The organism is Priestia sp. TSO9 (assembly GCF_021029645.1).
GTDB lineage: Bacteria > Bacillota > Bacilli > Bacillales > Bacillaceae_H > Priestia > Priestia megaterium_E.
Map to the genome: position 1 here is coordinate 1,134,721 of NZ_JAJEKD010000013.1, position 24,085 is coordinate 1,158,805.

Consider the following 24,085-nt stretch of genomic DNA (forward strand, 5'->3'; position numbering starts at 1 on the left):
TTTAATTTCCCAGCATAAAAACTGCTTCAAATACCTATAAACACCCTATCACTCTAAATCAAAATAATACCCGTCATCCTCCATCACTTTCTTCAAAAACTCTTCTAAAGAATCGGCAATCTTTATGTCATCATAATAAATCGCATTGTTCTGCTCTTCACTTATTTCTATCAGCAGCAGCGCACTTTCATTGACTTCAAAAAATAGTAATTTACCCTCTTCTAAATCTTTGTAAAGTTCGATATCAGGGTAAAATTCAAAATCGTTTACTTTTAATCTAGCGTCTCTGATTGAAGAAGGGCCCATGATGCGGTTTATATTATATTCAGACCCCCGAAGGAAGCCGTACCCCACCTCTAACAGAAACTTCCTTAACTCAAAAGGAAACTTTAGACCTAACGTTCTTTCTGCCTCTTCAACATCAGTTTCACGTACGGGATAAAATTGATTATCTTCTTGATCCGCCACAAAGTCGTACTTCATCATTTCCTCTCCTTTACATTTCACTTAATTTAATCCTCATCAGACAAAGCAAAAGCATTACTAACATCCTCTAATTCTTCCATGATGCTATTGAATTCACCCTCTATATGCAATAATTCCACCATCTGGATAATCTCCACACCATCCATAAGACAAATACCCGGATCTATGTAATTTAAATATGCTTTCAAAGAAGTTATTTTTAGTACCATTAACCGCTCTACTAATTACACAATTCAAAGGTTTCCAAGCTATATAGGCTTCTTCATCTTGAGAACCTACATAAATACGTCTATCTGCTTCTTCATTCCAAGAAATCAAAGGTAACGTTCCATTGAACTCTTCCCATTTTCTCGTTAGTTTCTTAAAATATTGTTTCATTACATGTTTCAAAAGCTTCCCCTACCTTACATACAACTATATTTCCAACTCGATATTCTCCGTCCCATTCACACGGAATATAACCGCTAAAATCCATACCTAACAATTAAAATAGGATTTCAGAAAATCAGAAAAGGTAGGCCACGTTGCCTCTAATTCCCCTTTTAACAGCAGCTCGTCTCCTCCTTCAAAATTTACTATGTACACGCTATCGGTTAAAGCATCAAGCACTAGTACGGCATTAGCTGATGTTTCACTTAAAATCAGATATTGTTTAGGAAAACCGTATTCTCTTTGGCAAATAAGCGTATATGCTTCAATGTTATTTTCTTCATCTACTAAATCAAGTAATTCAAAAGGTATGTATTCTTCCCAGAATGGTCCGGCATACCGTTTGTAAAATTCTGTGAAGGTTTGGGATCCCTTTACTTCTAGCCGTGCTAAAGCATCCTTTACTGAAGTTTTATCTTCACGTATATATATTTTTTCTTCAAGAACTTGGTTCAATTTATTTGGCAGCATCTTGATCTAACATTCCTCCTAAGTCTAATTTTCTACTAATTAATTAACTAATCAACATTTACCGAAATAAATGTAGCCACATCACTCGGAAAATCATCTAGAAATGCATCACAAACTAACTTTTTTGTAATTATTTCACATAAAAAAATCAGTCATGGACAGTGAGTAAATATAATTTTCAGGCAATCTAGATTCATACACCACCACTTTCCATTCGGCGGGGCTCCCTTCAGTTAGCCAATATAATTCGTCACCATTCTCCGTATATCCCCAAGGAAGAACACTTCCATTTTGTGGATAAAAATGATGTTTATAATATTGAAGGAATTGAATATTAAACTTCAGTTCAAGCTCTTTTAAGGCCTCTTTATTTACTCCTGGATTTAACTTATGGCTACCTTCAACATATTTATTTCTTCAACAAATAGCTTTAGTTCAAGATTTCCTCAATAAAGCTCTTCGCCCATTTATAAAACCTCCTATTTATTTAGACTTCATAGGGATCTATTGTCTAACTCTTACCATTATCACCTGCATAATCTGACTCCCAAATAATCAGTAAAAGAGATACTCATACCTCTACAGCACATTAAATAAACATATACAGAATGATACCTCTCATGGAATTCGAAAGGAGAAATCACCTTTGACAAAATATCGGATTATGACCTTTGATGGAGGCGGTACTTTAGGTGCTTTAAGTTTACAGCTTTTGAATAGATTAGCTCATCAAAACCCCAAGTTAATTAGTGAAACCAATGTTTTTTCAGGAAATTCGATTGGTTCATTTACTGCTCTTGCATTAGCAAGCGGAAGAACACCAGAAGAGACGTTTGATTTTTTTAAAGATCAAATCTTACCGGCATTCAGCATTTCCCGACCGGGCGGACCTGTTTTTAACCAACAACTACCCTATTCTGGTTTTATTAAAGCCATACGAACGTTTTTCCCCCGAGACCTTCGCCTTAGAGACTTAAAGAAACGAATTGTTGTACCTGCGTTCCACTTATTTTCACCGGAGCTGAATCGTTGGAATCCAGTGTTATTCCACAACTTTCCTGGTTCCCCTTATCTTAATGAAAAAGCGAGTGACGTAATACTTAGGAGCAGCGGTGCTCCCGCAACGCAAAGAGCTTATCAAAACTACGTAGATGGTTATACAGTAGCAACTAATACCAGTACAGCTAGTATCGCGTTTGCAGTCGGAAAAGCAAAGCAGCCGTTAGATCAAATTGCCGTATTATCCATTGGAACAGGTGAACAGCCAACTCAATTAAGAAGAGATACAAAGGGATGGGGAATGGTTAGTGCCGATAACATACGCCCTGAGGATATGGAGGACCTGCCTCCGAATTGGGGAGTGCTTTTAGACCGATCGCCTAATGAACCGTTGCTGCCGTTTCTTCAGATTATCTCTGGTGGATCAAGCTACTACGAGTCAATGGTCAGCTCTGAGCTTTTAGGCGATCAGTTTTTCCGGTTGAATCCGCGGATTCCTAATTTCTCTAAAACGGACCCTTCGGTTGTTCCCGCTCTTATTTTGATTGCTAATAAAACGAATTTACGGCCTGCCTTTCATTTCATTGAAAAAAACTGGAAGTGCTAATGTTTTTTGAGAAGAGTATTGAAATAGGGAATTTGTTGTTTTATCAACACAAATTCCTTTTTTAGATAACCCCTTATATTTTAGCCAGCCATGCTAATTCGTTCGTTATTATAATCATGTAATCATGATTTTTCATTCTTTCTCGTTTCACCTATTAAAACTTTACACTTTTCAGCATTTTCACAATCAACTTATCTTGTTTTTCCCCTTGTTTCTCTGTTAAATGATCTCCAGTATATTTGTAATAAAGCTCGATTACTTTATCCGTATTTTTATCTGCTATATATGCTACGTATGTATTTGGAACATACTTAATATTGTTCTTTACAACTTTTTCTTCAGTTCCTTTAAAATATGTATATGCTGAATCGTAATATATACTGATATGCGCTGTTTCTATCTTTTTTGGTTGATTCACATGTAGGTTCTTTTTGAACAGACTCTCTACATTTACCTCCTCATTTTCTTTTACCTTCTCTGCCAGTTCTACGTTCATGTATGAAACTTCATTTTTATTATTAAAGAAATTTCCCGAAGAAGCCACCCATCGCTCATAAAACTGACCGTTGATAGCATAGTCTTCTTTATTTTCATGAATTAACTGATACTCCTCTGGAAACCACATTGTATACTGCCCTGTCTTTGACTTAAACTCGTAAAACTCGTTATCTGCTTTTTTGCCTTTATCTAAGAATTCTCGTGTAAAGTGATCATTAAAAGCGGGGACATTTGGATAACGGGTTTCATTTATCATCCATATACCTCCTATTAAAATAGTAGCTCCAGCAATGACTGCACTAACTGTTTTGGTGCGTTTTTTCATCATAGCACCTCCTTTTACTTATGTTCCGACCTATATTTTATACATGTTCGATACTACCATACTTCTACTGGAAGAAGCATGAACACAATCAATGAAAGACTCATAAATAGTTCCTACCACTCTACAAAAAAAGGAAAAACCGACTCCAACCAAAACAACCGCTAGCTCCCCAAAAGGAACTAGCGGTTGTTCATAATCTCTCAGAAACCGTTCACTCTTCCACCGGCTTCTGCTCATCTGTTAATGTATCAATTTTAGTAATTTGAAGTTTGTCTTTACCAGCAGCTTTCACATGATAAATTCGTTCTTTTTTAAACTGCGTGCTTGCGTCATATGAGTCGGTGAACGTGTATACTTCGTTTGTATAAATGTCATAGGTTCCGTCGTCATGTGATTCTGTTTTTGTCACGAGAAACTGATCGTTAGCAAACGATACGTTTTTTCCGGCAAGTGATGTGATATAGCTTTTTAGCTGTTTATAAACTGGCTGACCCGAGTCAATATAAGGCGCCATCCCACTAAAGTCTCCGCTGTTTAAACTTGAAAAGTAAGCGGCTTTATAGGAGATAAAAAAGTTTTCAAGATCCGTTTTACTTACGGCAGCTGGTTTAGTCTGTTCATTTTTTAACGACGTCGTGCTGGTCGTTTCTTTTATATCTGAGCTTGTTTCTGCCGTTTGATTGTCACGATTCATATATACAATCGTCAGTAACAAGACAAGAACGATAGCTCCTCCTATTAAAATAGGGAAAGTGCGCCGTGATGATTGCTGCTTTTTGAGCACGGGAAAGTCTGCGTAGGATGGCAGCGTAACAGGGTCTATATCTACCTTTAACCGAGCTAACGGCTTTGGTATTTTCATGCTTTTTACACTCCCAAGCGGCTGAAGTGCTAAAAATTCTTCGTAGGTAACAATAAATTCGTTTACTGCTATTCCTTTATACATGCCGTAAATTCGATTCCACAGTTCTCGACACCGAGTATCCTTTATATCTTCACTCAGTTCGTTAAAAAATGGTCGTGATTTTTTAATAAAAGCCGCTAACCACGTTTGATGAACGTCGACTTTGTGGACTGCATTTAGGTCGTTAAGTGATTGCTTTAACTTGGCATGTTCATTTGCATCGTTTTGGCTAATGACTTCCATACTGCGTTGCGTTTCTTTCAGCACAGTAGAAAGACTCTTACTCATTTTTTCTTGCAAGGCATCAAACTGGCTGCGAGCATCAGGCCAGTGCAGTTCGAGTAACTGTTTTTGTGCAGTCGTGGCTTTTCGAATACTTTCATTTAGCTCATGCTGCTTTGTGCGAAAGGCGGTCGCTTTTTGTTTGGTCACTACTTTATTTTTGCTTAGCTGATGCCATTCTTGCTTCAAGCTCTTGTCTTCTTCGAGTACTGTGGCTATCGCTTGTTTTACATGTTCATGCTTTTTTTGAAAGTCAACGAACGCTGACAAATACGTATTCCAGTTTTCCTTCATTTCTTTTAACGATGACGTGTTAGCGTGTCTTTCTGTTAGTTGAAAAAAGTCGTTTCTAAACGCTACCATATCCGCTTCAGAAAAAAGTTCTTTTCCAAAAAGCTCTGTCACATTCCTATGTATGCTTGTTAACTGTTCAATCTGTCTCATATTGCTTTGACGCTTTTTTATGTACTCCGGATAGTCGCTTGAAAGAAACGTCACCATTGTATATTCACTGTTGTTCATGTTGTACTCTGTCCGTTCTTTTTCCAGTTCGTCATACACTTTTTGCAGATGACGTTCTACTATGGAGAGAAATTTTTCTTTGTCCATCCCGTCTACTTCTTCTTTTAGCATGTTTAAAGATTCCGTTTCTCCAATAAGAAATTCCTTTTCCTTATATAGCTGTATCCATGCTTCTAGCAGCTGCGCTGCTGATTTATTCCAGTGGCTTGTATTCATCGTTTGCTTCACCTGTTGTTTTTATTTTTATCCTTTCTTAACTATACAGGAATTGAACAGAAATTCTATTACAGTTTTATTACTCTTGAAAAATGAGGTTTAAGCTTTCTAGAGCCGCTTCTAACGTTTGTTTGTCTCCTTGGTCGTAGCTGTGCGCCACAAGTACTACGGTTGTAAATACGGCTTTCCATTTTGCCAGTCTGTGCGTTTCTTCGTCTACTTTTCCATATTCTTCAAAAAAACATGCTCTTCCTTTAGGAGGTAAAAAGCTGTAGGCAATCGCTAGGTCAACTGCCGGGTGACCAATATGAACATCTCCCCAGTCAATGATGCCTGAAACCATATTGGTTTGATCAACAATCATGTTTTTAATATGAAGATCTCCGTGAACCAGTACGTTTTTTTCTTGATAGTGAATTTCTTGTATGTCATTTACATAGTTTTCAAGAATAGCTTGTTTCGAATAAAGACTACGCTCTTTCATTTGCTTGACATATTTCTCTAGCGCCGGCTTTCGCTTCATCATATCAAGTCGATTCAGCTCATCAAACGGCACACCGAGCTCTTGCGCTTTTGAATACGGATAGTGATGCAGCGTGCGAAGAAACCTTGCTAGTACAGAAGCGGATTGTATGCGCTCTTCTTCTGTTAATCGTGCAGGCGGAGTTCCTTGCACGTAGTGATAGCCCGTAAACGGCCAAGGATAGCCTGCATTCGGCTTACCGAAAAAAATGGGCTCTGCAATGGATAGCGGCAGCTGAGAAGCAAGGCTTGGTAAAAGCTGATTTTCTGTTTTTAATAGTCCTACTGCGAGTTCTCTTCTTGGAAACCGAAACACAAAGCGGTCGTTTACTTGATAAACCGTATTATCAAAGCCGTAGCCAAGCAGTGAAATTGAAGCGGGCGCAAGCTCTGGAAACTGCGTCTCGATTAGCGTTTTGGCAAGCGGTGCTGATACGATTTGTTCTGCATCCCATGCATTTGGCACTGTGATCACCTTTCTTTAACGTGAAGTTTGTATGTTATGTAAAAGTATATTATAAATGATTTTGACCATAAAAACCCTCTGACGCAAAGCCAGAGGGTTTCACTGAATATATAAATAAGATAGGATGCCTTAGAACGGCACACTACGCCTCTAAGTTAGTAGCCTACGGTACGTTTACTACTTAATACGTACACCAAAATACCTCATCGACCGTTTCTTCAACATGCTCCATCTTAATAAAGTTCAATAAAAGATCCGTTTGGTCATTTCCTGTATACTCATCTTGATCAACATTATAAAATTGAATAAGCTCGAGCTTGTACATACCGTTTTTAATATCAATTCTATACTTAGAACAGTTCGCATCAGGCACTAACTGATCTTCAAACTGGGCGGCCATCGTAAGGCAGTCATAATCTACGAGATAAAGCTGATGATTGGTTACATTTATATAACCTGTTGCTTTCCTAAAGTATGTATCTATATCCGACTCTGTTCCAATCTTCACTTCTACGTTCCAAGAGTGTTCAATTCCTTCTTCTGTCATTTGACATACTAGAATATTTCTCTTTTTCATTTCACTGCCGAAGTGATTCAGAAGCTGGTCTAGCTCCCAATCCTCATCGACAAATGATTGGTACTCTTTTGCGTTTGCCACTCCGATAAAATTGGTATCGCCAAAATCCATAGAAAATTTCACTTTATCTCCTCCGAACTTTTGAGTAATTTTTATGATCCATTAACATATATCCGCAAACTTCTTACACGCTTTCTCTAACTCTTCTTTTTTAGCAAGCTGACAAATCCACTCTTCAGGAATGCCATCCAGCTCATAATATACTCCTGCCATAGTACCTGTAATAAAGCCTATTGTATCTGTGTCTTCTCCTAAATTCACAGCGGTCAGTACAGCTTCTTCGTAGTCATCACTTTTCAGAAAAGACCAAACTGACGCTTCTAACGAGCTGACAACGTATCCAGTTGACCCAATTGCATTTATCGCTGCGTGCGGCAAGCTTAGGTTTAACACTCGTTCATACGCAGTGAACTCTGCTTCATACTCCGTACCTGTTAACTGCTTTTGACAGAGATTTACCGCGTTTTCATATGCTTTAAAAGGCTGATCGCCGTCAAGAAGGCGAATAAGCAGCTCCACGTATATAATGCAGCCAAGCGTAGAGCGCACATGGCGGTGCGTGACGTGCGCAATTCTTTCTATTTCTTCTTTTCTTTTTGTAAAGCTAGGTTCATCACGTAGTGTAAACGCAAGCGGAGCAATACGCATAAGCGCTCCGTTTCCGTTGTCGTATTCAGCGCTTCCTCCCCACTCTTCTTTAGGAAGCCCGCTTTTATAGCGGCGAATCGCTTCGCTTGTTGCGATGCCAATATCAAACATTTCTCCGTACGGCGTCCAGTAGCCATCCGACCAATAGTTCGCAAACTTTTGCATCAAATCATATTCATCTTGTTTGTCTAGTAAATTATCAATCAAGCACATCGTCAGAGATGTATCATCTGACCACGTTCCTTTAGGCTGGTTGTATGTACCGTAGCCTGTCATAGTTGTGATCCGAAATGTATCGCGTTTTTTAAACTCAACTGGAACGCCTAAAGCGTCTCCGACAGCTCCTCCTAGAATCGTAGAAAGTACTTTTTTATGTAGCTTCATGCAATCAACTCCTTTCTATTATTGTAATTGTTTGATTTTGGAATTTGCAAGAGATCTCTTGCCTAGACGTTTTTTCTTCTTTTTACAAAGGAATTTACAAGCCTTAATCTAATTTAGTAAGAGGTAAAAAAACATGTGAGGTGTGGTAGATGATTCATTTTTTTGAATATAATTGGCAAGTGAGAGATGAATGGTTTAGCTGGTGTTATCAACTTTCTAGAGAAGAACTGTTGAAGAAGCGGACTGGAGGAACGGGCAGCATTTTACAAACTCTGTTTCATATTATTGATGTGGAAGACAGCTGGATACGCGCCATCCAAGGTAAACCAGATATCGTTCTTTCTTTTGAAGAATACGATACGCTTGAAAAGCTTCAAGCGCTTTCTTCTGCACATAGACCCGAAATTGCCGACTTTCTAAGTCATTTGAATTTTTCTAACAAAAGGTACATAACAGTCCCTTGGGATTCTACTTTTTACACGGAAGCTGACATTTTGCATCACATCATCATTCATGAAATCCATCACATCGGCCAGCTTTCTATTTGGGCAAGAGAGATGAATAAACAGCCTATTTCTTCTCACTATGTAGGAAGAAACATAAAAGACATTGCTTCGTACTTCTCTAAAAACAATTGACCAACAAGAACAAACGTTCTATAATTATTTTGTAAATATATGGAGGTGAAAACAATGAGACCCGAACTTACAAAAAATTTATCTATCAATGACTTTACGGACTTTTACTGGCTCAAAACCGAGCTGCAGCAATTTTGCCGTGAAAACAATATGAGCCCGTCTGGATCTAAAATGGAACTTTCAAAAAGAATTGAAGTGTTTTTAACAACCGGTGACACTCAACACTCAGGAGCACCTTCTAAAAAACGCTCGTCCTCTAAAACGAAAGCTCCGCTAACATTAGATACCGTCATTGGAGAAAATCATCGCTGCAGTCAAGAAGTACGGGCTTTTTTTAAAAAAGCCATTCATCCTACGTTTCATTTTTCCACGTATATTCAAAACTACTTTAAAGAAAATGTAGGGAAAACCTATCGAGATGTGGTAAAAGCGTGGCATGAAGAAGAAAAACGAAAAAAGCAGCCTTCTTATCAAAAAGAAATTGCGCCTCAGTTTGAGTACAACCGCTTTATTCGCGATTTTTTTAACGATCCGAAAAACAAAGGAAAAAGCCGCGATGATGCAATTGCAGCGTGGAAGCATTTAAAACTTCAGACTGGAAGCAATCAATACCGCTCTTAACTCAAACTCTACATATAAAGACCATTAAAACACCACCTCAAGAAAAGGTGGTGTTTGTGCACGCCTGTAGATTTCTTCACATACACATGTGCTGTTTGTTGCGACGTAAAATCTTTAGCTATAAACAGACTCTTTTTTAATTAAACCAAGCGTCTGTGAAGTAGACGCATGAATTTCGTTAAAGAAGTCTGGATGATCAACTAACGACATGCCGTAGGAAGGAATCATTTCTTTTATTTTTGGCTCCCACTTGTTCATGTTTTCTGGGAAGCATTTTTCCAATACTTCAAGCATAACGTGAACCGCCGTTGACGCACCAGGAGAAGCACCAAGAAGTGCAGCAACCGAACCATCAGCGGCACTTACAACTTCTGTACCAAACTGAAGCGTTCCTTTCCCACCGGCTTCCGTGTCTTTGATTACCTGCACACGTTGACCCGCTACGACGATATCCCAGTCTTCGCTTTTCGCGTTCGGGATAAACTCACGCAGTTCTTCGACACGTTTTTCATTTGATAACAGCACTTGCTGAATTAAATATTTTGTTAACGCCATTTCTTTGACGCCTGCTGCTAGCATGGTTAAAATATTATTCGGCTTTACAGAACTGATTAAGTCCAAGTTCGAACCTGTTTTTAAGAATTTCGGTGAAAAGCCGGCAAATGGACCAAACAACAGCGTCTTTTTGTTATCAATATAGCGTGTATCAAGGTGCGGAACTGACATTGGCGGAGCTCCGACTTTGGCTTTTCCGTATACTTTTCCGTGATGCTGCGCAATGACTTCAGGGTTATTGCATACCATAAATAATCCGCTTACCGGGAATCCTCCAATATGCTTGGATTCAGGAATACCTGTTTTTTGAAGTAAAGGCAAGCTTCCGCCTCCGCCACCGATAAAGATGAACTTTGCCGTGTGGTACTCAACTTTGCCGCTGTCTACATCTGCGACTTTTACTTCCCACATACCGTCACTTTTACGTTTAATATCTTTTACACTTCGTTTGTAATGAACGTGAACCCCTTTATTTTTCAGGTGGTCAAACAACATGCGTGTTAAAGCACCAAAGTTTACGTCTGTTCCCGAATCAATTTTAGTTGCGGCAATCGGTTCATTTGACGTGCGCCCCTTCATGATTAACGGAATCCATTCTTTTAGTTTGTCAGGACTGTCGGAATACTCCATTCCTTGAAACAACGGATTGTTTGACAGCGCTTCAAAACGCTTTTTCAGAAACGATACATTTTTTTCCCCTTGTACCAAACTCATATGCGGAATTGGCATGATAAAATCTTGCGGATTGCGAATCAACTTGCTGCTTACAAGATAAGACCAAAACTGTCTTGACAGCTGAAACTGCTCGTTAATTCGGATCGCTTTCGTTATATCTATAGATCCATCAGCTTTTTCTGATGTATAGTTTAGTTCGCACAGCGCAGAATGGCCCGTCCCTGCATTATTCCATTCGTTCGAGCTTTCTTCCCCTGCGTCTGCGAGTTTTTCAAACACTTTAATGTCCCATTCAGGTGCTAACTCTTTGAGTAATGATCCCAAAGTTGCGCTCATGACTCCGGCACCAATTAAGATAACGTCTGTTTTTTTCTGTACGTTGCTCATTATAACCTTCCTCATCCCCTATATTTGTAAAAAGATGTAGGCGCTCCTGCTTACGTAGTAAAAAAATTCAGGTGCGACCTAAGAACACACCTTTTTCTGTCTCACTTATAACTATATCACAGTATAATTGTCTGATGATTATAAACTATTCAAAAATGATAAAAAAGTGAGAAAATCGCCCACAAATTCCAAAAAACTTATTAAATTCCGTCTGCATTTTCTTTTATTAGTAAACTTTTATACCTACTTCTAAGTGGCAAAGCATTGATTAATAAAATAACAAACTATTCCAAAAATTCAGCTTAAAAACCAAAATAACTGTCTTGAAAATTTCACCTACTATAACTATACTCACTCGAATGAACAAACATCACTATAAATAGAAATGCCTGTATTCTTTTTGACTAGTTATACGTAGATGTATATATATATGTATAGAGCACCGGCTCGTCCAGGTGCATTTTTAGAAAAATAAGTATATATTACAACAGCTAATTCTCAACAGATATTGCAAGTTACAATATCTATGTCATATAACATACCATGAAATAAGTGAATAAGTAAATGATTATTCAGAAATTTATGTTATAAAACCTAACATGTATGTTGACTTTTACATAGACTATATTTGAATATTTAAAAGAAAACCCTCCAAATTTTGAAGAGTGACATATTGTTATACGCTCGAGCATTTTTTTGATGAAGCATTTCCACAAAAATACCCCTTAGAGACTTTAGCAAATCAACGTGCACTTACAAAAAGCTTTTCAATCATGTAATTTACTTAAAAAATCCGTAAACGTATCTGCGATGTAAAATACATTGCTCCTTGCACGTTCTTCCACTTGTTCTTCAGTTAAACCTTTCTCTTGCATTAACACTTCTTTTTCAGCAGCATTTTCATGTTCCCAAAATACCACAATCGGGTTGTCTATATTATTTTTATAATCTAAACAAATTAAATTTCCAGCGGAATCATTCGCAATAGGAAAAACCTTTTTCGGAAGCATAGGTTTATATAGTTCATATTTTTGAACAATGTACTCACTGCTTTCCTTATCAAAGCTAAATAAACTACCAAAACAATGCTCTACGTTGCCTACATTAAATTCTGCTGGTAATACGCTAGCACCTCCATTTATTTTTACACAATCAATATAATCTTTAGGTAAGTGGAATCCTAATTGCCTTCCACTTTCTTCAACCTCATTTTCTGATACTTCTCAATCAGCATATTCCCACTCTAAATCTTTTCTCATCTAATTCCTCCTTATAAATACGGATTATTCCATAACTTCAATCAGAAATGGATATTTAATTCTTCATGAATCGATTTTTCTAAATATTCTTCAAAGCTTCCTGCTATAACTTTTTTTCCGCCAAAGTCAAAATCAACTATGATGATTTCTTTATTAGGATATTGAAAGCCTACTGGATTTCCCGCACTGTCTACTCCAATCACAACAAAATGCTCGTATCCTTGAGGCAACATATTTCTGAACTGTAGAGATTTATCTACAAATGACGGTGTAGACACAAACTCTGCCTCTCTTAACCCTAAAACAATCGCTTCACCAATTGCCCCCGAACCATACCTCAAAAGAAATTTTTTTAAGTCCTCTGGAAGTTTCACTTTTAGCTTCGCTTCAGCTTGTGTCACTTCCTCACTAGTAACAGCACCGCCAAAAGCTTCAGGGTACATTTCCAACTCTTGGTCCACTGCTTTTAATAATTCGATCTTCATTCCATTCCTTCCCTTTCTGTAGATGATGATTTAATTCTTTTTTGTACATACTCTTGTTATCTTTGTAAACGCAGGCTAGAAATTAAATCTTCTAAGGAGTTTGCAATTTCTTTAAAACAATCTCGTTCAAAATCTTCTAATTCTACTCTGCCGCTGAGGTTATCAATCACAACTACCAAATCATTGCCTTCTATACCTATAGGAACCTTATCAAGCTTATCGCGATTTCTTTTATATCCCTTTAAGTTCCTTTCAAACGTATCCAATTCAATATTTGGTAATACAGCTTCTAACGTGATGTAATGGCTATCCAGAAAACCATCTAACTCCGCAAACCAGTAGGAATTAAAATAGCAGTCAATTGAAGAATGAAATTTAATATGAAACCTTTCTTCAAGTGATTTTATATCGCTATGATTATCTTTTTGAACAGGGTTCCATAAAATTTCTCCGTCTTCATCCACTTCCCCTTGATAAATCGTTGATTGAACATTTTCGTTGTAGGATGTTTTAAATAGGAAATCCAAACCTTTTTCAAAATATTCTCTTCTTACCTTAAAATAGTTGCTCATAGCATCTTTCATTACCAATAACATCACCTTCACTTAAGACTTTTTCTAATCGTTCAGCATATGTTCGTTCTGTTTCTTCACGCCCTGTTATCTCGGATGAATTAATTCGTCTAAAAAATCCTTAAAACTATGGGCTACTTTATATGTATTTTCTTCTTCACGAGATTGCGGGAAAGAAAGAGAGTGGTCCCAATAATACACACCGTGCCTTTCCGTATCAGTAATAAGTACAATAAGTCCCGAACCAGGATCATCTCCTATTACCAAACTATACGGCAGCATATCTTCTTCAAACTCTTCATAGCATTTAATTAAATCAAACGTTCTTGTTACACCTATCCCATACAAAACATCTAAAGGAATTTCCTGATTTAATTCTTCAACAAAAAATTTACTATATCTTACTTTCGAAGTTCCTCCGTTATATTCAACTAAAAATTTTTTATAATCTTCCGGAAGTAAAAACCCCAAAAGTTCTTCTAATTCGCCTATTGATTCTTCCGTTGCTTGACCAAAGGCATTTAAATTCATTTGATAACTATCTGGCAAGTTTACGTTGATCGTATCTTCTCTCTTTTTTATTTCATCAATACTGACTCCATCAGTCAAAAAGACAGAATCATTATATTCGTTTGTAACCTCTATGTTTTTTTCTTTTTTCATGTTACTTCTCCTTTCGTGCAACCTGTTACAACCGTTCTTTTTTTATATGTAAAATAATCAGTCCTCATATAAACAATTAAGAAAATCGTTGAAGCTATTTGACAAAAAATATATATTTTCCATTTCTTCAGTTTCCTCACAATGAGCCCAATGATAGACTTGTCCGAAATACTGGTTGCTGATCCCAATACATATTTGATTCCCGCTTGGGTCATCTGCTATTGGCATAAACCCTGCTTCTACAATTTCGTCGAAAAGATCAAACTTTTTCTCTAAATTGTCATACATGGTTCCAATTCCATAAAAAATGTTTACTATACTTTCACCCAGCTTTTCAGATATCTTATAAACACTTGGATTTGGATAACCACCGTTATATTCCAGTAAAAAATCTCTATACTCTCTTGGAATTGTAATAGAATGACTATGCTCAAATCGTTCTAAATCTTCAATGGATAAACTTTCATGCATTCTTTCCATTTTCACTAAAACTCACTCCTTATTGATTAGCTTCTTCACCATTTCATTGCTATTTCTACTATATAGATAGTTTAAAATAACATTTACTAATAGGTGACTGAACGTTTAAAGGACAACGTTTTTAACCTTGTCCTTTGATTACTGATTTATTTTATTAAACTAGTAATTTAGAAAAACCGGAGCCTTAGAACCAGCACTAACAGTTTTTCAACAATAGCTTGATTTGCTGAGTTTGAGTAGCATTCACCCATTGTGGTTTCAGGCTTTAGTACACTTCACACTTCTTATGACTAAGTGATGGATTCCATTTTTTCCTCAATCCAATTCATAGCTATTTCTGCATCTTCTTGAGAAATGACTCTTTTTTGGCTTTTATACTTATATGTTTCATAAGCCCACACCAATATAATTTTAACAAACTCAACTGTTTCTAATTTACATACTGGTTCAACCTCATCTTGCTCTTTCTTCTTTTAAGAACTCTTTTAATGCCTCTTCTGACGAAGCAATATCCTGATGAAAAGTCCCAGCTAGAAATTAAAAAACAGGATCTTCTAATTTATTAGAATAACACATACGATGTATCACCTTTTACTATTAATTTACCGCCTTTTAACATTTCGAACTTGGGGTATAAATTGTACATTCAACTAAGCGCTGCAGAAAAGGCAGACTTCAGCATAGTATTAAAATCTTCAAAGGTTTCCATATGTTCACCTGAAGGTTTGTCTAATTCTACAAAACATTTTTTAGAAACATTATAACAATACCAAGCTATATCTGAATCGCCAAAGAAAATCAGCTTATCTTCATCCATAATTGACTTCCACGTTTCATTAGCATCTAAAAAACTTTCCACTTCGTTGATGGGCTTAGCTTCCAAGAAGTCTGGGTCCATTCCGTATATTATTAGTCCATTAAATTCAATTCCATTAACAGTTTTTAAAAATTCACAGTATTCCTGAGGAAGTACCTCCTCACCAAATTTCCCTTCTACATATTTACAAAAACTCGATAACTCTTTTTCACTGCTAGGTAAATTGAGTTTTTTATTCCACTTCTCTTCTAGTTGAGAAATTTGACTAACTTGATCTCTCCACACAAAATCACCTTCCCATCTATATTTAATTTATTCCTTACAAATACAGTCCTTATTGTTACTTTAGTTTTTATCACCAATTTACTGGTTTTCATAAATTTTGATTCAGATGCTGAGCTATTTTCAAATATACAATTTCTACGTTACAAAACTTGAAAAGCATTTAGCCAATCAAGGTATAAGTTTTTCATATATCTAATAAAGTATTCACACCTACATTATTTACTAATAATTCGGTTAGAGATGGTGCAATTTTCACTGCCTCCTCAATGTCAAAATCCGCGAATCTTGTATAGTATATCCCAAAACCATCTTTACCCTGTAGATAGATTAACGCACCACCTCCTTCGTCATCACCAATTGCGATTGAATTCGGGAGATATTTCTGTACTTCATAAGCTTCATTCATTTCTATGCACCCCGATGCTCCCCAAATTCGAATATACATTTGGTCGCTAACATTAATTTCAATGTCTGAAGCCAGCTGAATTATTTCTATAAATTCTGTAGGTGCATCTATTGTCGAAAAGTCCTGTAGTGCTTTAATTTCTTCTTCTTTCGAAGGAGATTTTTTAGCATCAATTGTGTACATACTACTGATATTATCTAGTATATTCATTAATAATCAATCCTTTCATACTTAACACCTAGTTTATTTAGCATCTTGTATTGTTGTTCAAGAACTTGACTAGTAGTATTACGTGAAAAACCAGCTTTAGTTAAATCGTCCAGCATGAATTGTAATTCTTCCTGTAATCCATGATGAGATTGTAATTTCCCACCATTTGGACCATCTCCTTTAGGTTTAGGTAAGGAATCCTTATGTGTTTTATTAAAATTAACATAATTAATTTCAGCCGTCCCCTTAGAAACAGCCGCCTTACCACCAGGCTTTTCCACCTTCTCCACAGCTTCTGACTCAACCTTGAAAACACCTTTAACCTTATGTTTGGTTACGGTCTTTTCTGCTTTGTTTACGCGTTTGTTTACGCGAAGTACGTATTCTGCTCCTTCGCTTCCGTATTTCACCGTTTTCCCTGGCACTCTCGCAAAGCTCCAATACCATTCCTGCTCCAGAAACAGAACGGTCAAAATGAGAGAGTTCATCGCCAGTAACAGGATCGTACCTACTTCCCATCCACCTTTTACATTGGAAATCAAAGGCACCATATCTAATGCAAAAGAAACAGTTCCTAGACCGTCCTTTTGTTGCTTTTGGCTTCCGCTTCATATACACTTCTTGCGATTTCAGGCTTTGTATAATTCCGATATATCTATAAGAAATACTTATTTAATTTCAATTTCACTATGTATGTAATTTAAGTAATACAGTTAATCCCTATGTCAAAGAAATTAAAAAATTTATAAAAAACAAAATAAACCTTGAAAGGTAATGTAGCCCATCAAGGTATATGTTTAGAGTAACGTTTTTATTTTTTAATATTCCTTTTCCATACACTTTCTCCGTCAGTTAAAAAAACTGCACTTGGCGGATCATCATAAAGTGAAATTTCAACTAATGAACCTTTCTTTTGTATTAGCCAATTATATAAACGACTTTCCTCACTAGTAGGATGCGCTAAAATATCATTTACTTGAAATACAGCTGCATCATATTCGGTATAATTTACATCGTCGTCATCTAACCCATTATCTGTTTCAAAGACTGTATCTAGTTCACCTACAATCCTTAATCCATTTTCCCATTCTAGTATCATGTCACTATGTTCATATTTTATTAATGTTCCTATTAAAGAGTCATACCCCATATACATCCTCTTTTCTTTTGTTTTTACGGCCTTGATGGTACTATACGAGCTCCATCTTTGCCATAATGTATCAATCCATTAGTAGTCTCAAGGTATTCACCGGTATTTCGATCATAGTACTTCCCAATAGTTTTACCAAAGTCTACTCTTTCTTTTTTACCGTTTGGCAGTAGTTGTCCTTTCCCTGCAAACGTATCAAGCAATTCATAAGCTGTTTTATATTTCATCATACCATATACAATGTTTACAAAACTTCTCATAATACATACCAATGCTTGTCCTTGTGTTTTTCCCTCTTTAGTTTCTTTTGATAATATACATGAAACACTGGGTTTCTAGGTAACTTACTTCCTTTCGCTACTTGCACTTGCTGTACGGCTAAATTATAAAATAAAGCGTGTAGCGCCCTGTTTCCTTGTTTACTTTTATGTGTCTTACCTTTCCCACCAGAACCAAAGTAAACAGGTGCAATCCCCGCAAATCGTGCTAATTTATTGGCATTTGGAAATAACTTTACATCCCCAATTTCTGCAATTAATGCCGATGCCGTCACAAGTTCTATTCCCGGCATCGTCTCTAATTGATAATCTAGTAGATTTACTAGCTGTTTTAATTCCCTTTCGATGTATTTAATTTCCTTCTTTAAAAATTTAATACTTCGTGCACTTATAAAATTATAATGTGTCTACCTACTTCTATCCTAAAATGAAAAAAAGCACCTTTTGTCATTAGACAAGAAGTGCTTTTTTCTTCAGATAATATATTAATAAATATACTTAGGTTCTTTAATTCAAACTCTAATCTTCATAAATAACAGAACCCATATATTTAAGCTTCCTACCATCAAGTTTTGCTTCCTCAACAAGTTCTTCATATTCAAAATCATACAACCGAATAACAATATTGTACGGCTCTTCTAAGCTTTCACCATAAAAGTCTTCAAGTTCACTTATAAGTGAATTAGAATACGAAGCATTCTTTAGTAATTCGGACAAAGAAGATGTAGGATATTCATTGTAGGTACATTCTAATAAGTCTTGATTGTACTCAAGGAAATTTATCTGAAAATCATTCATGAAGCTCGAAGGGATTCTATCTCCCTCATCATCATATTTTATTTCTACATACTTGCTTAACAAATCCTCATCACTACAATTTCCAAACCAAAGAGAAACAGCTCCTGGGTTTTCCATCATAATCCCCCTTTTCTATTTACCTAAGTCCTTCTGGCAATGAATCAATTCCACCTTTTAACCTATAATGTGCCCAATTTCTTAATTTTCTTTTAAATGTATCGTAGTCAAGTGAGTAATCAATTAAATTGAGAAGCTCTCTATGAGCTTTGCCAGAACCATCAAACCCATGTCTTCCTACCGGATTAACAAATTCAACATCTTTCGTTAACGTTCTCATTTCTGCTATATCTTCAGCCGTTACACCCCACCGCTTAAAAATTGGCGCTCGTGATACTAAGTGCCATTCATGGTACCCACCAGGATAACGAATTCTACTCTCAATAATAGTCCTTAATTTTGGAGTAGACCAGGCTAATTCAAATTCATCTACGCTCAATTCATTAAACCATTTTGCAAAGGCTTTACTTCCGGGCATAGTCTCTGATGTAAAGGTTCTAGTCCTCGCGGTTTCTTTTACAAAGTGGTCTTTTACCAGTTTATTTAATTGCGCATTTGATAATTTTTTTCCTTCTGTTTTTTATTAGCAGAAGGTTTTTTTCGAGTGTCAGGTTTCACTCTACTTGCTTTAGGTCTTACCGGCTTCGGTATACTAGTATTACCCTTAGCAACAGCTTCCTGATCATAACCCCCTTCAACATTCGCTTTACTATCAGGCTTTTCCACTTTCTCCAAAGCTTTGGACTGACCTTTCGAAACATTCCCCATCTTATACGTCGGTAACCCATGTAACGCTTCACCAAAGGTCTGTCCAGGTGACTCATCTCCTATCCCTGACAGTAGTTGAGGTTGAGGACGTAAAGTCGGTATCTCAGCATCTAGTAAAGGTTGAAGCTGCTTCTGAACAGGTTTATACACCTTTTTTGACCAATTGCTTGCTGCTTTTGGGCTAAATCTTTTGTTCAAGACCTACTTCCTTTATCACGTTCCCTTGTTTTTCTTTTCTTGTCAAGGTTAGTTAAATCCAGACTTACCCCTAGTTAGCTACTCTCATTACTTCTTGATCACTATATCTATTCTTCTTCGGATACCTTTTTACCAAATCCAACTTTATAAAAAAACCTTGAAAGGCGTTTAGCCAATCAAGGTAGTAATAAAAAATGTTAACATAAATATTTTTCTTGTCTATGTTCGTAAAATCTCATTTCCCAGCATGAATTTCATAATTTTTTCTTTTATAAAAATTTTAGCAAATCATTCATCCATCCTAAAGTGGAAGAACCGTCTCTTCCTAATTAACACTATTCAAACATTACACCAAAACTAACATTTTCAAAATTCAAATATGCGTTGCAAATATCAGAAGTATAATAGGGTTCAAGTTCTAGAATTTTTCTTGAAGTAATAAACAGTCCAAATCCTGATATATCGTTACAATTTTTTTCAAATATTTGGATTTCCGTATCTGTATCATCATTAGCTACAATTATTTCTACATTTTGATTAACTAATTGAATAATCTTTTCATGAATCTTAATCAACTTATCAATTTCTATATATATATTTTCCTTTAGAAATTCTACGTCAATTATATCAAAATCAGTTTCATAATATTTACGATCATCATATTTATAGCTATTTACTTCTATATTTTCATCATATTGTTTCTTAAATATATTGCAAATCACTTCAATATCTTCTTTCTTTAATTCATGTTCTGAGAGAAGGGTATTAACTAATCTCACTATTTTACAACTCCTTTTTCAATTAAATATTTGTATTGTGAATCACTTAATTTGAAAGCTGTATTCATAGTTCCATCTGAGTTAATAAAAGTCCATTGTTTAGTAGTTTCGTTGTAAATATGCGTTCCTTCAACGTTTCTATATTTACCTTGTTTTTGAACTCCAGTATTAATCAGCTCTGAAACATCGTTTTTGAATAATTCCACACTAGATTTGCTACCATCAGGATAACTTCCAAAATCATTTCTGTGTTTACTGAAAGCTTTATCTATTGAACTTTGTTTGAATACAACATCATCAGCATTGTTGACAAATTTACCCGTACCCTTAGCAACACCCGCCTGATCATGAACTCCTTCAGCATTCGCCTTACCACCAGGCTTTTCCACTTTCTCCACAGCTTTCGACTCGCCCTTGGAAACATCTTTAACCTTATGCTTGGTTACGGTCTTTTCTGCTTTGTTTACACGAAGTACGTATTCTGCTCCTTCGCTTCCGTATTTCACCACTTTCCCTGGCACTCTCGCAAAGCCGCCAAAGACAATTCCTGCTCCAGAAACAGAACGGTCAAAACGAGATAGTTCATTCCCCGTAATAGGATCGTATCCTACACTTGCTTCCCATCCACCTTTTACATTGGAAACCACAGGCACCATATCCGCTACAAAAGAAACAGCTGCTAGACCATCCTGTTGTTGCTTTTTGGCTTCCTCCTCATATACACTTCTTGCGATTTCAGGCTTTTTGTAATTCTCATATAGATACGGATATTTCTTCAACTCTTTTTCTAATTTTGCTTTAGAATGAGCAAGCGCCGCAAGAGTTTGCTGAATCTTTGGGCTGTTTTCTAGTTCAACTGCTTACTTTGCAGGTGACAGTGCACCTAATACTATTTAATGGTATAGCATCCATGAGCTATGAACTTCATACAGTCATTTTTTATATTTTCCAAAGGGTTAATTCCTCACAAAAAGCACTTGTTGCCTCTCATAGACAATCAAGTGCTTTTTATGTAACTGTAGTTTTTCCTCTAAAACTTTAATATTATTTTACAAATGTAAGGTTTTGTATATTTGTCCCACTATAAGGAATATAGATTTTCTTCCTGATTTTAGTTTGAAGCTCTTTTTCCTTTAGCAGACACTACTACGATTTATGTTTTCAAAATATGGTGCTTGATCGCTGCGCTTCAATTGCTTTACTATATAATCAGAACCTTTTTCTATGGCTATTTGTCTCTCTGTTTCATGGAGTGGTATCAACTGGTATAAATTAATAACACCCTTACCTTCATCTATCAGTTGAAGATTTTCTCCACATGGTCGCATGATTAATAAACTTGACATCTTTGTATTATTAGCAAATGGCTGAGGAGGTTCCTCATTAGGAATAATTATGCCTTCGTCAATCCACCCCTCATACATATGTGAAAGGTGAGCTATTTGTCTTATCCAACCCAAAGGCCAGTTGTTTTCTTCCTTCTTTAACGCTTCTTCATTAATCGGCCAATTAGGCGGTAGAGTCATGATCAATTCTGCATATTGTAGCTCTTCTTCTACTTTACCTTCAGCCATAGGAAGTGTACTCATACCTGTTGTAAACAATGTAATTGCGTTTCTCTCTTCGGTTGGCATAATAACATGTACATCTATCTCGACTCGGCTTATTGAAACAATTTCACTTAAGGTAAAACTGACTTCTCCTATCTTATTTTCAACATAATTAAAAATTGAGTTATTATTTTCCGACTCTAATTTATTCATTTCATTTTCACTTTTACTATACAAATAGTCTAAGATTTCATTATGACCTTTCATTTGAGCCATTTTCACAGCATTAATTGTTGTAGTTTCTTGACCTTCACCTAACGTGTACCAAGCAGCAATATTGGCTCCGCTTTCTGCGAGCAGCTTGACCATTTTAAAATGTCCCTGCTGAACAGCTTTTACGAGAGCTGTAGCATGTATATGCAAATCTTCGCCAGCATTCACATTCGCACCTTGATTAATTAACCATTGAGCTGCCTGTATCGAATTATGACTTGCTGCATGTTAAAGCGGAGTAACAAACCTTTTACACTATAGTATAATATTTATCGCCTTTATATTGTTTCTAAATATTCTATTTCTTTACCAGTCCATTTTTTATTAATTAACTCACAGATTTGATCGGAAAGAGAAAAAATTTCTTTCCACTCTGAGCTTTTTTTTATAGAGGAACTATCCCATACTTTCATTTGATTCATTGAAAAATACACATCTTTTAATTTTTTACTTTTTTCAAAAATTTCTTCATCTATAATTCCTTCACTAGCTAATCTATCAAGGGTAAATTCACTTAAATAGGCGGGTGCTTCTATTGCAAACTCTTCAAGAAGATAATACTCCATTAAATCATCTGACAATGTTAAAACATTAGAATTAGAATGCTTTAATGTCTCTAAAAATAGTTTAAATGATTCTCCAATTGATATCACAATTTACTCCCCTTCTTTAATCAATTTGTATTGTAGTACCTTTATCATCAATAGTAGGAACGTAACCATCCTCTTTTTTATATACCTTCACTTTTTTTGTTTTTCCATTTGAAAATCCATAGTATGAACCCTTATGCACTCCTCCACCGCCATGATAGAACACACTTCCATCCGGATTAGTGAATTTCCAACCGTATCCACCCCTTCCGTACACACCTCATTCCAATAGAGTTTCCATACAATCTTTCAGGATTCGCAATGATGTCATCAAATGATGCAGGTTTCCATTGAACATTTTCATTCCCATATTTATTTTTGAAATAATTATTCCAATCTTGTCCAGATACTGGATTCTCTGCTCCAAAATCTGTTTTAGTTCCGCTGACCGGCTGACTATTATTACCCGTACCCTATGTTGATGTTGTAATCTTAAAATCTACAAATAAAAAAATTAGCCTTACCCTTACCAAACTACTTCTTTCTCTTGTACTACGGGTAATAAGCTGTTTTTTGCTTCATCATGCCATATATAATAAAAAGAAACCTTGAAAGGCATTTAGCCAATCAAGGTTATAATCACTTATATCCCAAAAGTTATTTTGCTCTTACTTTAATTGCTCATCACTTCTAACCACTTTCTAGCCTCTCCACCTATTAGAATATTTGGTTGTTCTGGTGTCCCAATATTAATACTTTTAATAAAAGCCTCTTCTAACCCTCGAACCCCTGTTAGTTTAGCTCCTTTTAGTAATACATTTTCAAACGTCGATTCGCTTACGTCTGCATTTTGAAGGTTTGCATTACGAAAATCTGCATTATCAAAAAGGGCTGCTACTAATTTTGCATCACTTAAGTTTGCACTATTAAATATAGTTTCAATACAATCACTCTTAGCAAATCTTGTATTTTGAAGGTTTGCGTTTGTAAAGTTTGCATAAGAAACATCTGCTTTATAGAAATCAGCATTTTCTAGATTAGCAAACACAAAGCTTGAAGAACAAATAGTTGAAGAATACATTTCTATATTAATCAAGTGCATATTATTAAAGATACAATCTGTAATATAAGCTTGATTTAATGGATATTTTATTAAATCTACTTCGGTCAACTTTACTTCATCAAGAACTAACTT

General features: G+C 36.1%; 28 protein-coding genes and 3 pseudogenes. 3 read left to right on the top strand and 28 right to left on the bottom strand.

All coding sequences use genetic code 11. The features are described from left to right. Positions 1–48: 48 nt before the first annotated feature. The 3 genes from LJC66_RS13975 to LJC66_RS13985 all read right to left on the bottom strand — a co-directional run bounded on the left by LJC66_RS13975 (position 49) and on the right by LJC66_RS13985 (position 1,386). Positions 49–483, bottom strand: coding sequence for an SMI1/KNR4 family protein (locus tag LJC66_RS13975; protein ID WP_154990521.1), 435 nt, complete (start codon positions 481–483; stop codon positions 49–51). Positions 484–579: 96 nt separating this feature from the next. Continuing rightward, complete coding sequence (locus tag LJC66_RS13980) at positions 580–876, bottom strand: hypothetical protein (RefSeq protein WP_230932783.1); 297 nt, start codon at positions 874–876, stop codon at positions 580–582. A gap of 87 nt (positions 877–963) precedes the next feature. Continuing rightward, a complete protein-coding gene (locus LJC66_RS13985) occupies positions 964–1,386 on the bottom strand; it encodes an SMI1/KNR4 family protein (RefSeq protein ID WP_269067599.1) in 423 nt (140 codons plus the stop codon). A 646-nt stretch (positions 1,387–2,032) separates the two neighbouring features. On the opposite strand from LJC66_RS13985, the gene LJC66_RS13990 reads away from it, so the two are divergent. Continuing rightward, positions 2,033–2,992 (top strand): patatin-like phospholipase family protein, encoded by a 960-nt coding sequence (locus LJC66_RS13990; RefSeq protein ID WP_230932784.1) that lies wholly within the window; start codon positions 2,033–2,035, stop codon positions 2,990–2,992. Positions 2,993–3,146: 154 nt separating this feature from the next. Here the strand turns inward: LJC66_RS13990 and LJC66_RS13995 are convergent, their stop codons facing one another. The 5 genes from LJC66_RS13995 to LJC66_RS14015 all read right to left on the bottom strand — a co-directional run bounded on the left by LJC66_RS13995 (position 3,147) and on the right by LJC66_RS14015 (position 8,396). Continuing rightward, positions 3,147–3,818: a hypothetical protein gene (locus LJC66_RS13995; protein WP_308280729.1), complete on the bottom strand. Its 672-nt coding sequence runs from the start codon at positions 3,816–3,818 to the stop codon at positions 3,147–3,149. Between the two features lie 208 nt (positions 3,819–4,026). After that, positions 4,027–5,739 (bottom strand): TcaA NTF2-like domain-containing protein, encoded by a 1,713-nt coding sequence (locus LJC66_RS14000; RefSeq protein ID WP_230932785.1) that lies wholly within the window; start codon positions 5,737–5,739, stop codon positions 4,027–4,029. 79 nt (positions 5,740–5,818) lie between these two features. Beyond that, entirely contained in the window at positions 5,819–6,727 is a 909-nt protein-coding gene (locus LJC66_RS14005) for a phosphotransferase (protein WP_230932786.1), read from the bottom strand. A 181-nt stretch (positions 6,728–6,908) separates the two neighbouring features. Next, entirely contained in the window at positions 6,909–7,415 is a 507-nt protein-coding gene (locus LJC66_RS14010) for a hypothetical protein (protein ID WP_216876207.1), read from the bottom strand. Positions 7,416–7,466: 51 nt separating this feature from the next. Beyond that, positions 7,467–8,396 (bottom strand): ADP-ribosylglycohydrolase family protein, encoded by a 930-nt coding sequence (locus tag LJC66_RS14015; protein WP_230932788.1) that lies wholly within the window; start codon positions 8,394–8,396, stop codon positions 7,467–7,469. 149 nt (positions 8,397–8,545) lie between these two features. Here LJC66_RS14015 and LJC66_RS14020 point away from each other — a divergent pair, with 149 nt between their 5' ends. Both LJC66_RS14020 and LJC66_RS14025 read left to right on the top strand, forming a co-directional pair. Beyond that, a complete protein-coding gene (locus LJC66_RS14020) occupies positions 8,546–9,034 on the top strand; it encodes a DinB family protein (RefSeq protein ID WP_230932789.1) in 489 nt (162 codons plus the stop codon). Between the two features lie 54 nt (positions 9,035–9,088). Continuing rightward, positions 9,089–9,655 (top strand): DUF6434 domain-containing protein, encoded by a 567-nt coding sequence (locus tag LJC66_RS14025; RefSeq protein WP_230932790.1) that lies wholly within the window; start codon positions 9,089–9,091, stop codon positions 9,653–9,655. Between the two features lie 114 nt (positions 9,656–9,769). On the opposite strand, the gene LJC66_RS14030 is transcribed toward LJC66_RS14025, so the two are convergent. The 20 genes and pseudogenes from LJC66_RS14030 to LJC66_RS14120 all read right to left on the bottom strand — a co-directional run bounded on the left by LJC66_RS14030 (position 9,770) and on the right by LJC66_RS14120 (position 24,061). Beyond that, positions 9,770–11,272 (bottom strand): malate:quinone oxidoreductase, encoded by a 1,503-nt coding sequence (locus tag LJC66_RS14030; RefSeq protein ID WP_013083523.1) that lies wholly within the window; start codon positions 11,270–11,272, stop codon positions 9,770–9,772. Positions 11,273–12,039: 767 nt separating this feature from the next. Then, positions 12,040–12,531: pseudogene (locus tag LJC66_RS14035) on the bottom strand (SMI1/KNR4 family protein). 41 nt (positions 12,532–12,572) lie between these two features. Beyond that, positions 12,573–13,016 carry an SMI1/KNR4 family protein gene (locus tag LJC66_RS14040; protein WP_230932791.1) on the bottom strand — a complete coding sequence of 148 codons (444 nt, stop codon included), beginning with the start codon at positions 13,014–13,016 and terminating at the stop codon, positions 12,573–12,575. Positions 13,017–13,072: 56 nt separating this feature from the next. After that, the gene (locus tag LJC66_RS14045) at positions 13,073–13,588 is read right to left on the bottom strand and encodes a SecY-interacting protein Syd (protein ID WP_230932828.1); all 516 of its coding nucleotides are present in this window, start codon (positions 13,586–13,588) and stop codon (positions 13,073–13,075) included. Positions 13,589–13,675: 87 nt separating this feature from the next. Further along, on the bottom strand, positions 13,676–14,119 hold the full coding sequence (locus LJC66_RS14050; protein WP_050690666.1) for an SMI1/KNR4 family protein: 444 nt from the start codon (positions 14,117–14,119) through the stop codon (positions 13,676–13,678). Positions 14,120–14,308: 189 nt separating this feature from the next. Continuing rightward, positions 14,309–14,731, bottom strand: coding sequence for an SMI1/KNR4 family protein (locus tag LJC66_RS14055; RefSeq protein WP_034327889.1), 423 nt, complete (start codon positions 14,729–14,731; stop codon positions 14,309–14,311). Positions 14,732–15,377: 646 nt separating this feature from the next. Continuing rightward, positions 15,378–15,833, bottom strand: coding sequence for a YrhA family protein (locus LJC66_RS14060; RefSeq protein ID WP_016764498.1), 456 nt, complete (start codon positions 15,831–15,833; stop codon positions 15,378–15,380). Between the two features lie 184 nt (positions 15,834–16,017). Continuing rightward, the gene (locus LJC66_RS14065) at positions 16,018–16,449 is read right to left on the bottom strand and encodes an SMI1/KNR4 family protein (protein WP_153252028.1); all 432 of its coding nucleotides are present in this window, start codon (positions 16,447–16,449) and stop codon (positions 16,018–16,020) included. Then, positions 16,449–16,991, bottom strand: a complete 543-nt coding sequence (locus tag LJC66_RS14070) for a hypothetical protein (protein ID WP_230932792.1) — start codon at positions 16,989–16,991, stop codon at positions 16,449–16,451. Before LJC66_RS14070 ends, LJC66_RS14065 begins: the two co-directional genes overlap by 1 nt. Before the next feature lie 269 nt (positions 16,992–17,260). Then, positions 17,261–17,599 carry a hypothetical protein gene (locus LJC66_RS14075; RefSeq protein WP_102813927.1) on the bottom strand — a complete coding sequence of 113 codons (339 nt, stop codon included), beginning with the start codon at positions 17,597–17,599 and terminating at the stop codon, positions 17,261–17,263. 23 nt (positions 17,600–17,622) lie between these two features. Further along, positions 17,623–18,260, bottom strand: a pseudogene (locus tag LJC66_RS14080) (transposase); the annotation flags it as partial. A gap of 136 nt (positions 18,261–18,396) precedes the next feature. After that, positions 18,397–18,792 carry an immunity 22 family protein gene (locus LJC66_RS14085; RefSeq protein ID WP_028408179.1) on the bottom strand — a complete coding sequence of 132 codons (396 nt, stop codon included), beginning with the start codon at positions 18,790–18,792 and terminating at the stop codon, positions 18,397–18,399. A gap of 19 nt (positions 18,793–18,811) precedes the next feature. Next, positions 18,812–19,210: a hypothetical protein gene (locus LJC66_RS14090; RefSeq protein WP_141541286.1), complete on the bottom strand. Its 399-nt coding sequence runs from the start codon at positions 19,208–19,210 to the stop codon at positions 18,812–18,814. Positions 19,211–19,275: 65 nt separating this feature from the next. After that, on the bottom strand, positions 19,276–19,698 hold the full coding sequence (locus LJC66_RS14095) for a hypothetical protein (protein ID WP_194273239.1): 423 nt from the start codon (positions 19,696–19,698) through the stop codon (positions 19,276–19,278). Between the two features lie 335 nt (positions 19,699–20,033). Continuing rightward, positions 20,034–20,477, bottom strand: coding sequence for a hypothetical protein (locus LJC66_RS14100; protein ID WP_033579303.1), 444 nt, complete (start codon positions 20,475–20,477; stop codon positions 20,034–20,036). After that, entirely contained in the window at positions 20,477–21,256 is a 780-nt protein-coding gene (locus tag LJC66_RS14105) for a pre-toxin TG domain-containing protein (RefSeq protein WP_230932793.1), read from the bottom strand. The genes LJC66_RS14100 and LJC66_RS14105 overlap by 1 nt, the downstream gene beginning before the upstream one ends. Positions 21,257–21,610: 354 nt before the next feature. Next, on the bottom strand, positions 21,611–22,396 hold the full coding sequence (locus tag LJC66_RS14110; RefSeq protein ID WP_308201954.1) for a suppressor of fused domain protein: 786 nt from the start codon (positions 22,394–22,396) through the stop codon (positions 21,611–21,613). Beyond that, a pseudogene (locus LJC66_RS27775) lies at positions 22,370–22,516 on the bottom strand (ankyrin repeat domain-containing protein); the annotation flags it as partial. The pseudogene LJC66_RS27775 and the gene LJC66_RS14110, both read right to left, overlap by 27 nt. A 62-nt stretch (positions 22,517–22,578) precedes the next feature. Further along, entirely contained in the window at positions 22,579–22,953 is a 375-nt protein-coding gene (locus LJC66_RS14115) for a hypothetical protein (RefSeq protein ID WP_116740710.1), read from the bottom strand. A 610-nt stretch (positions 22,954–23,563) separates the two neighbouring features. Further along, entirely contained in the window at positions 23,564–24,061 is a 498-nt protein-coding gene (locus LJC66_RS14120) for a pentapeptide repeat-containing protein (RefSeq protein ID WP_230932795.1), read from the bottom strand. Between the last annotated feature and the right edge of the window lie 24 nt (positions 24,062–24,085).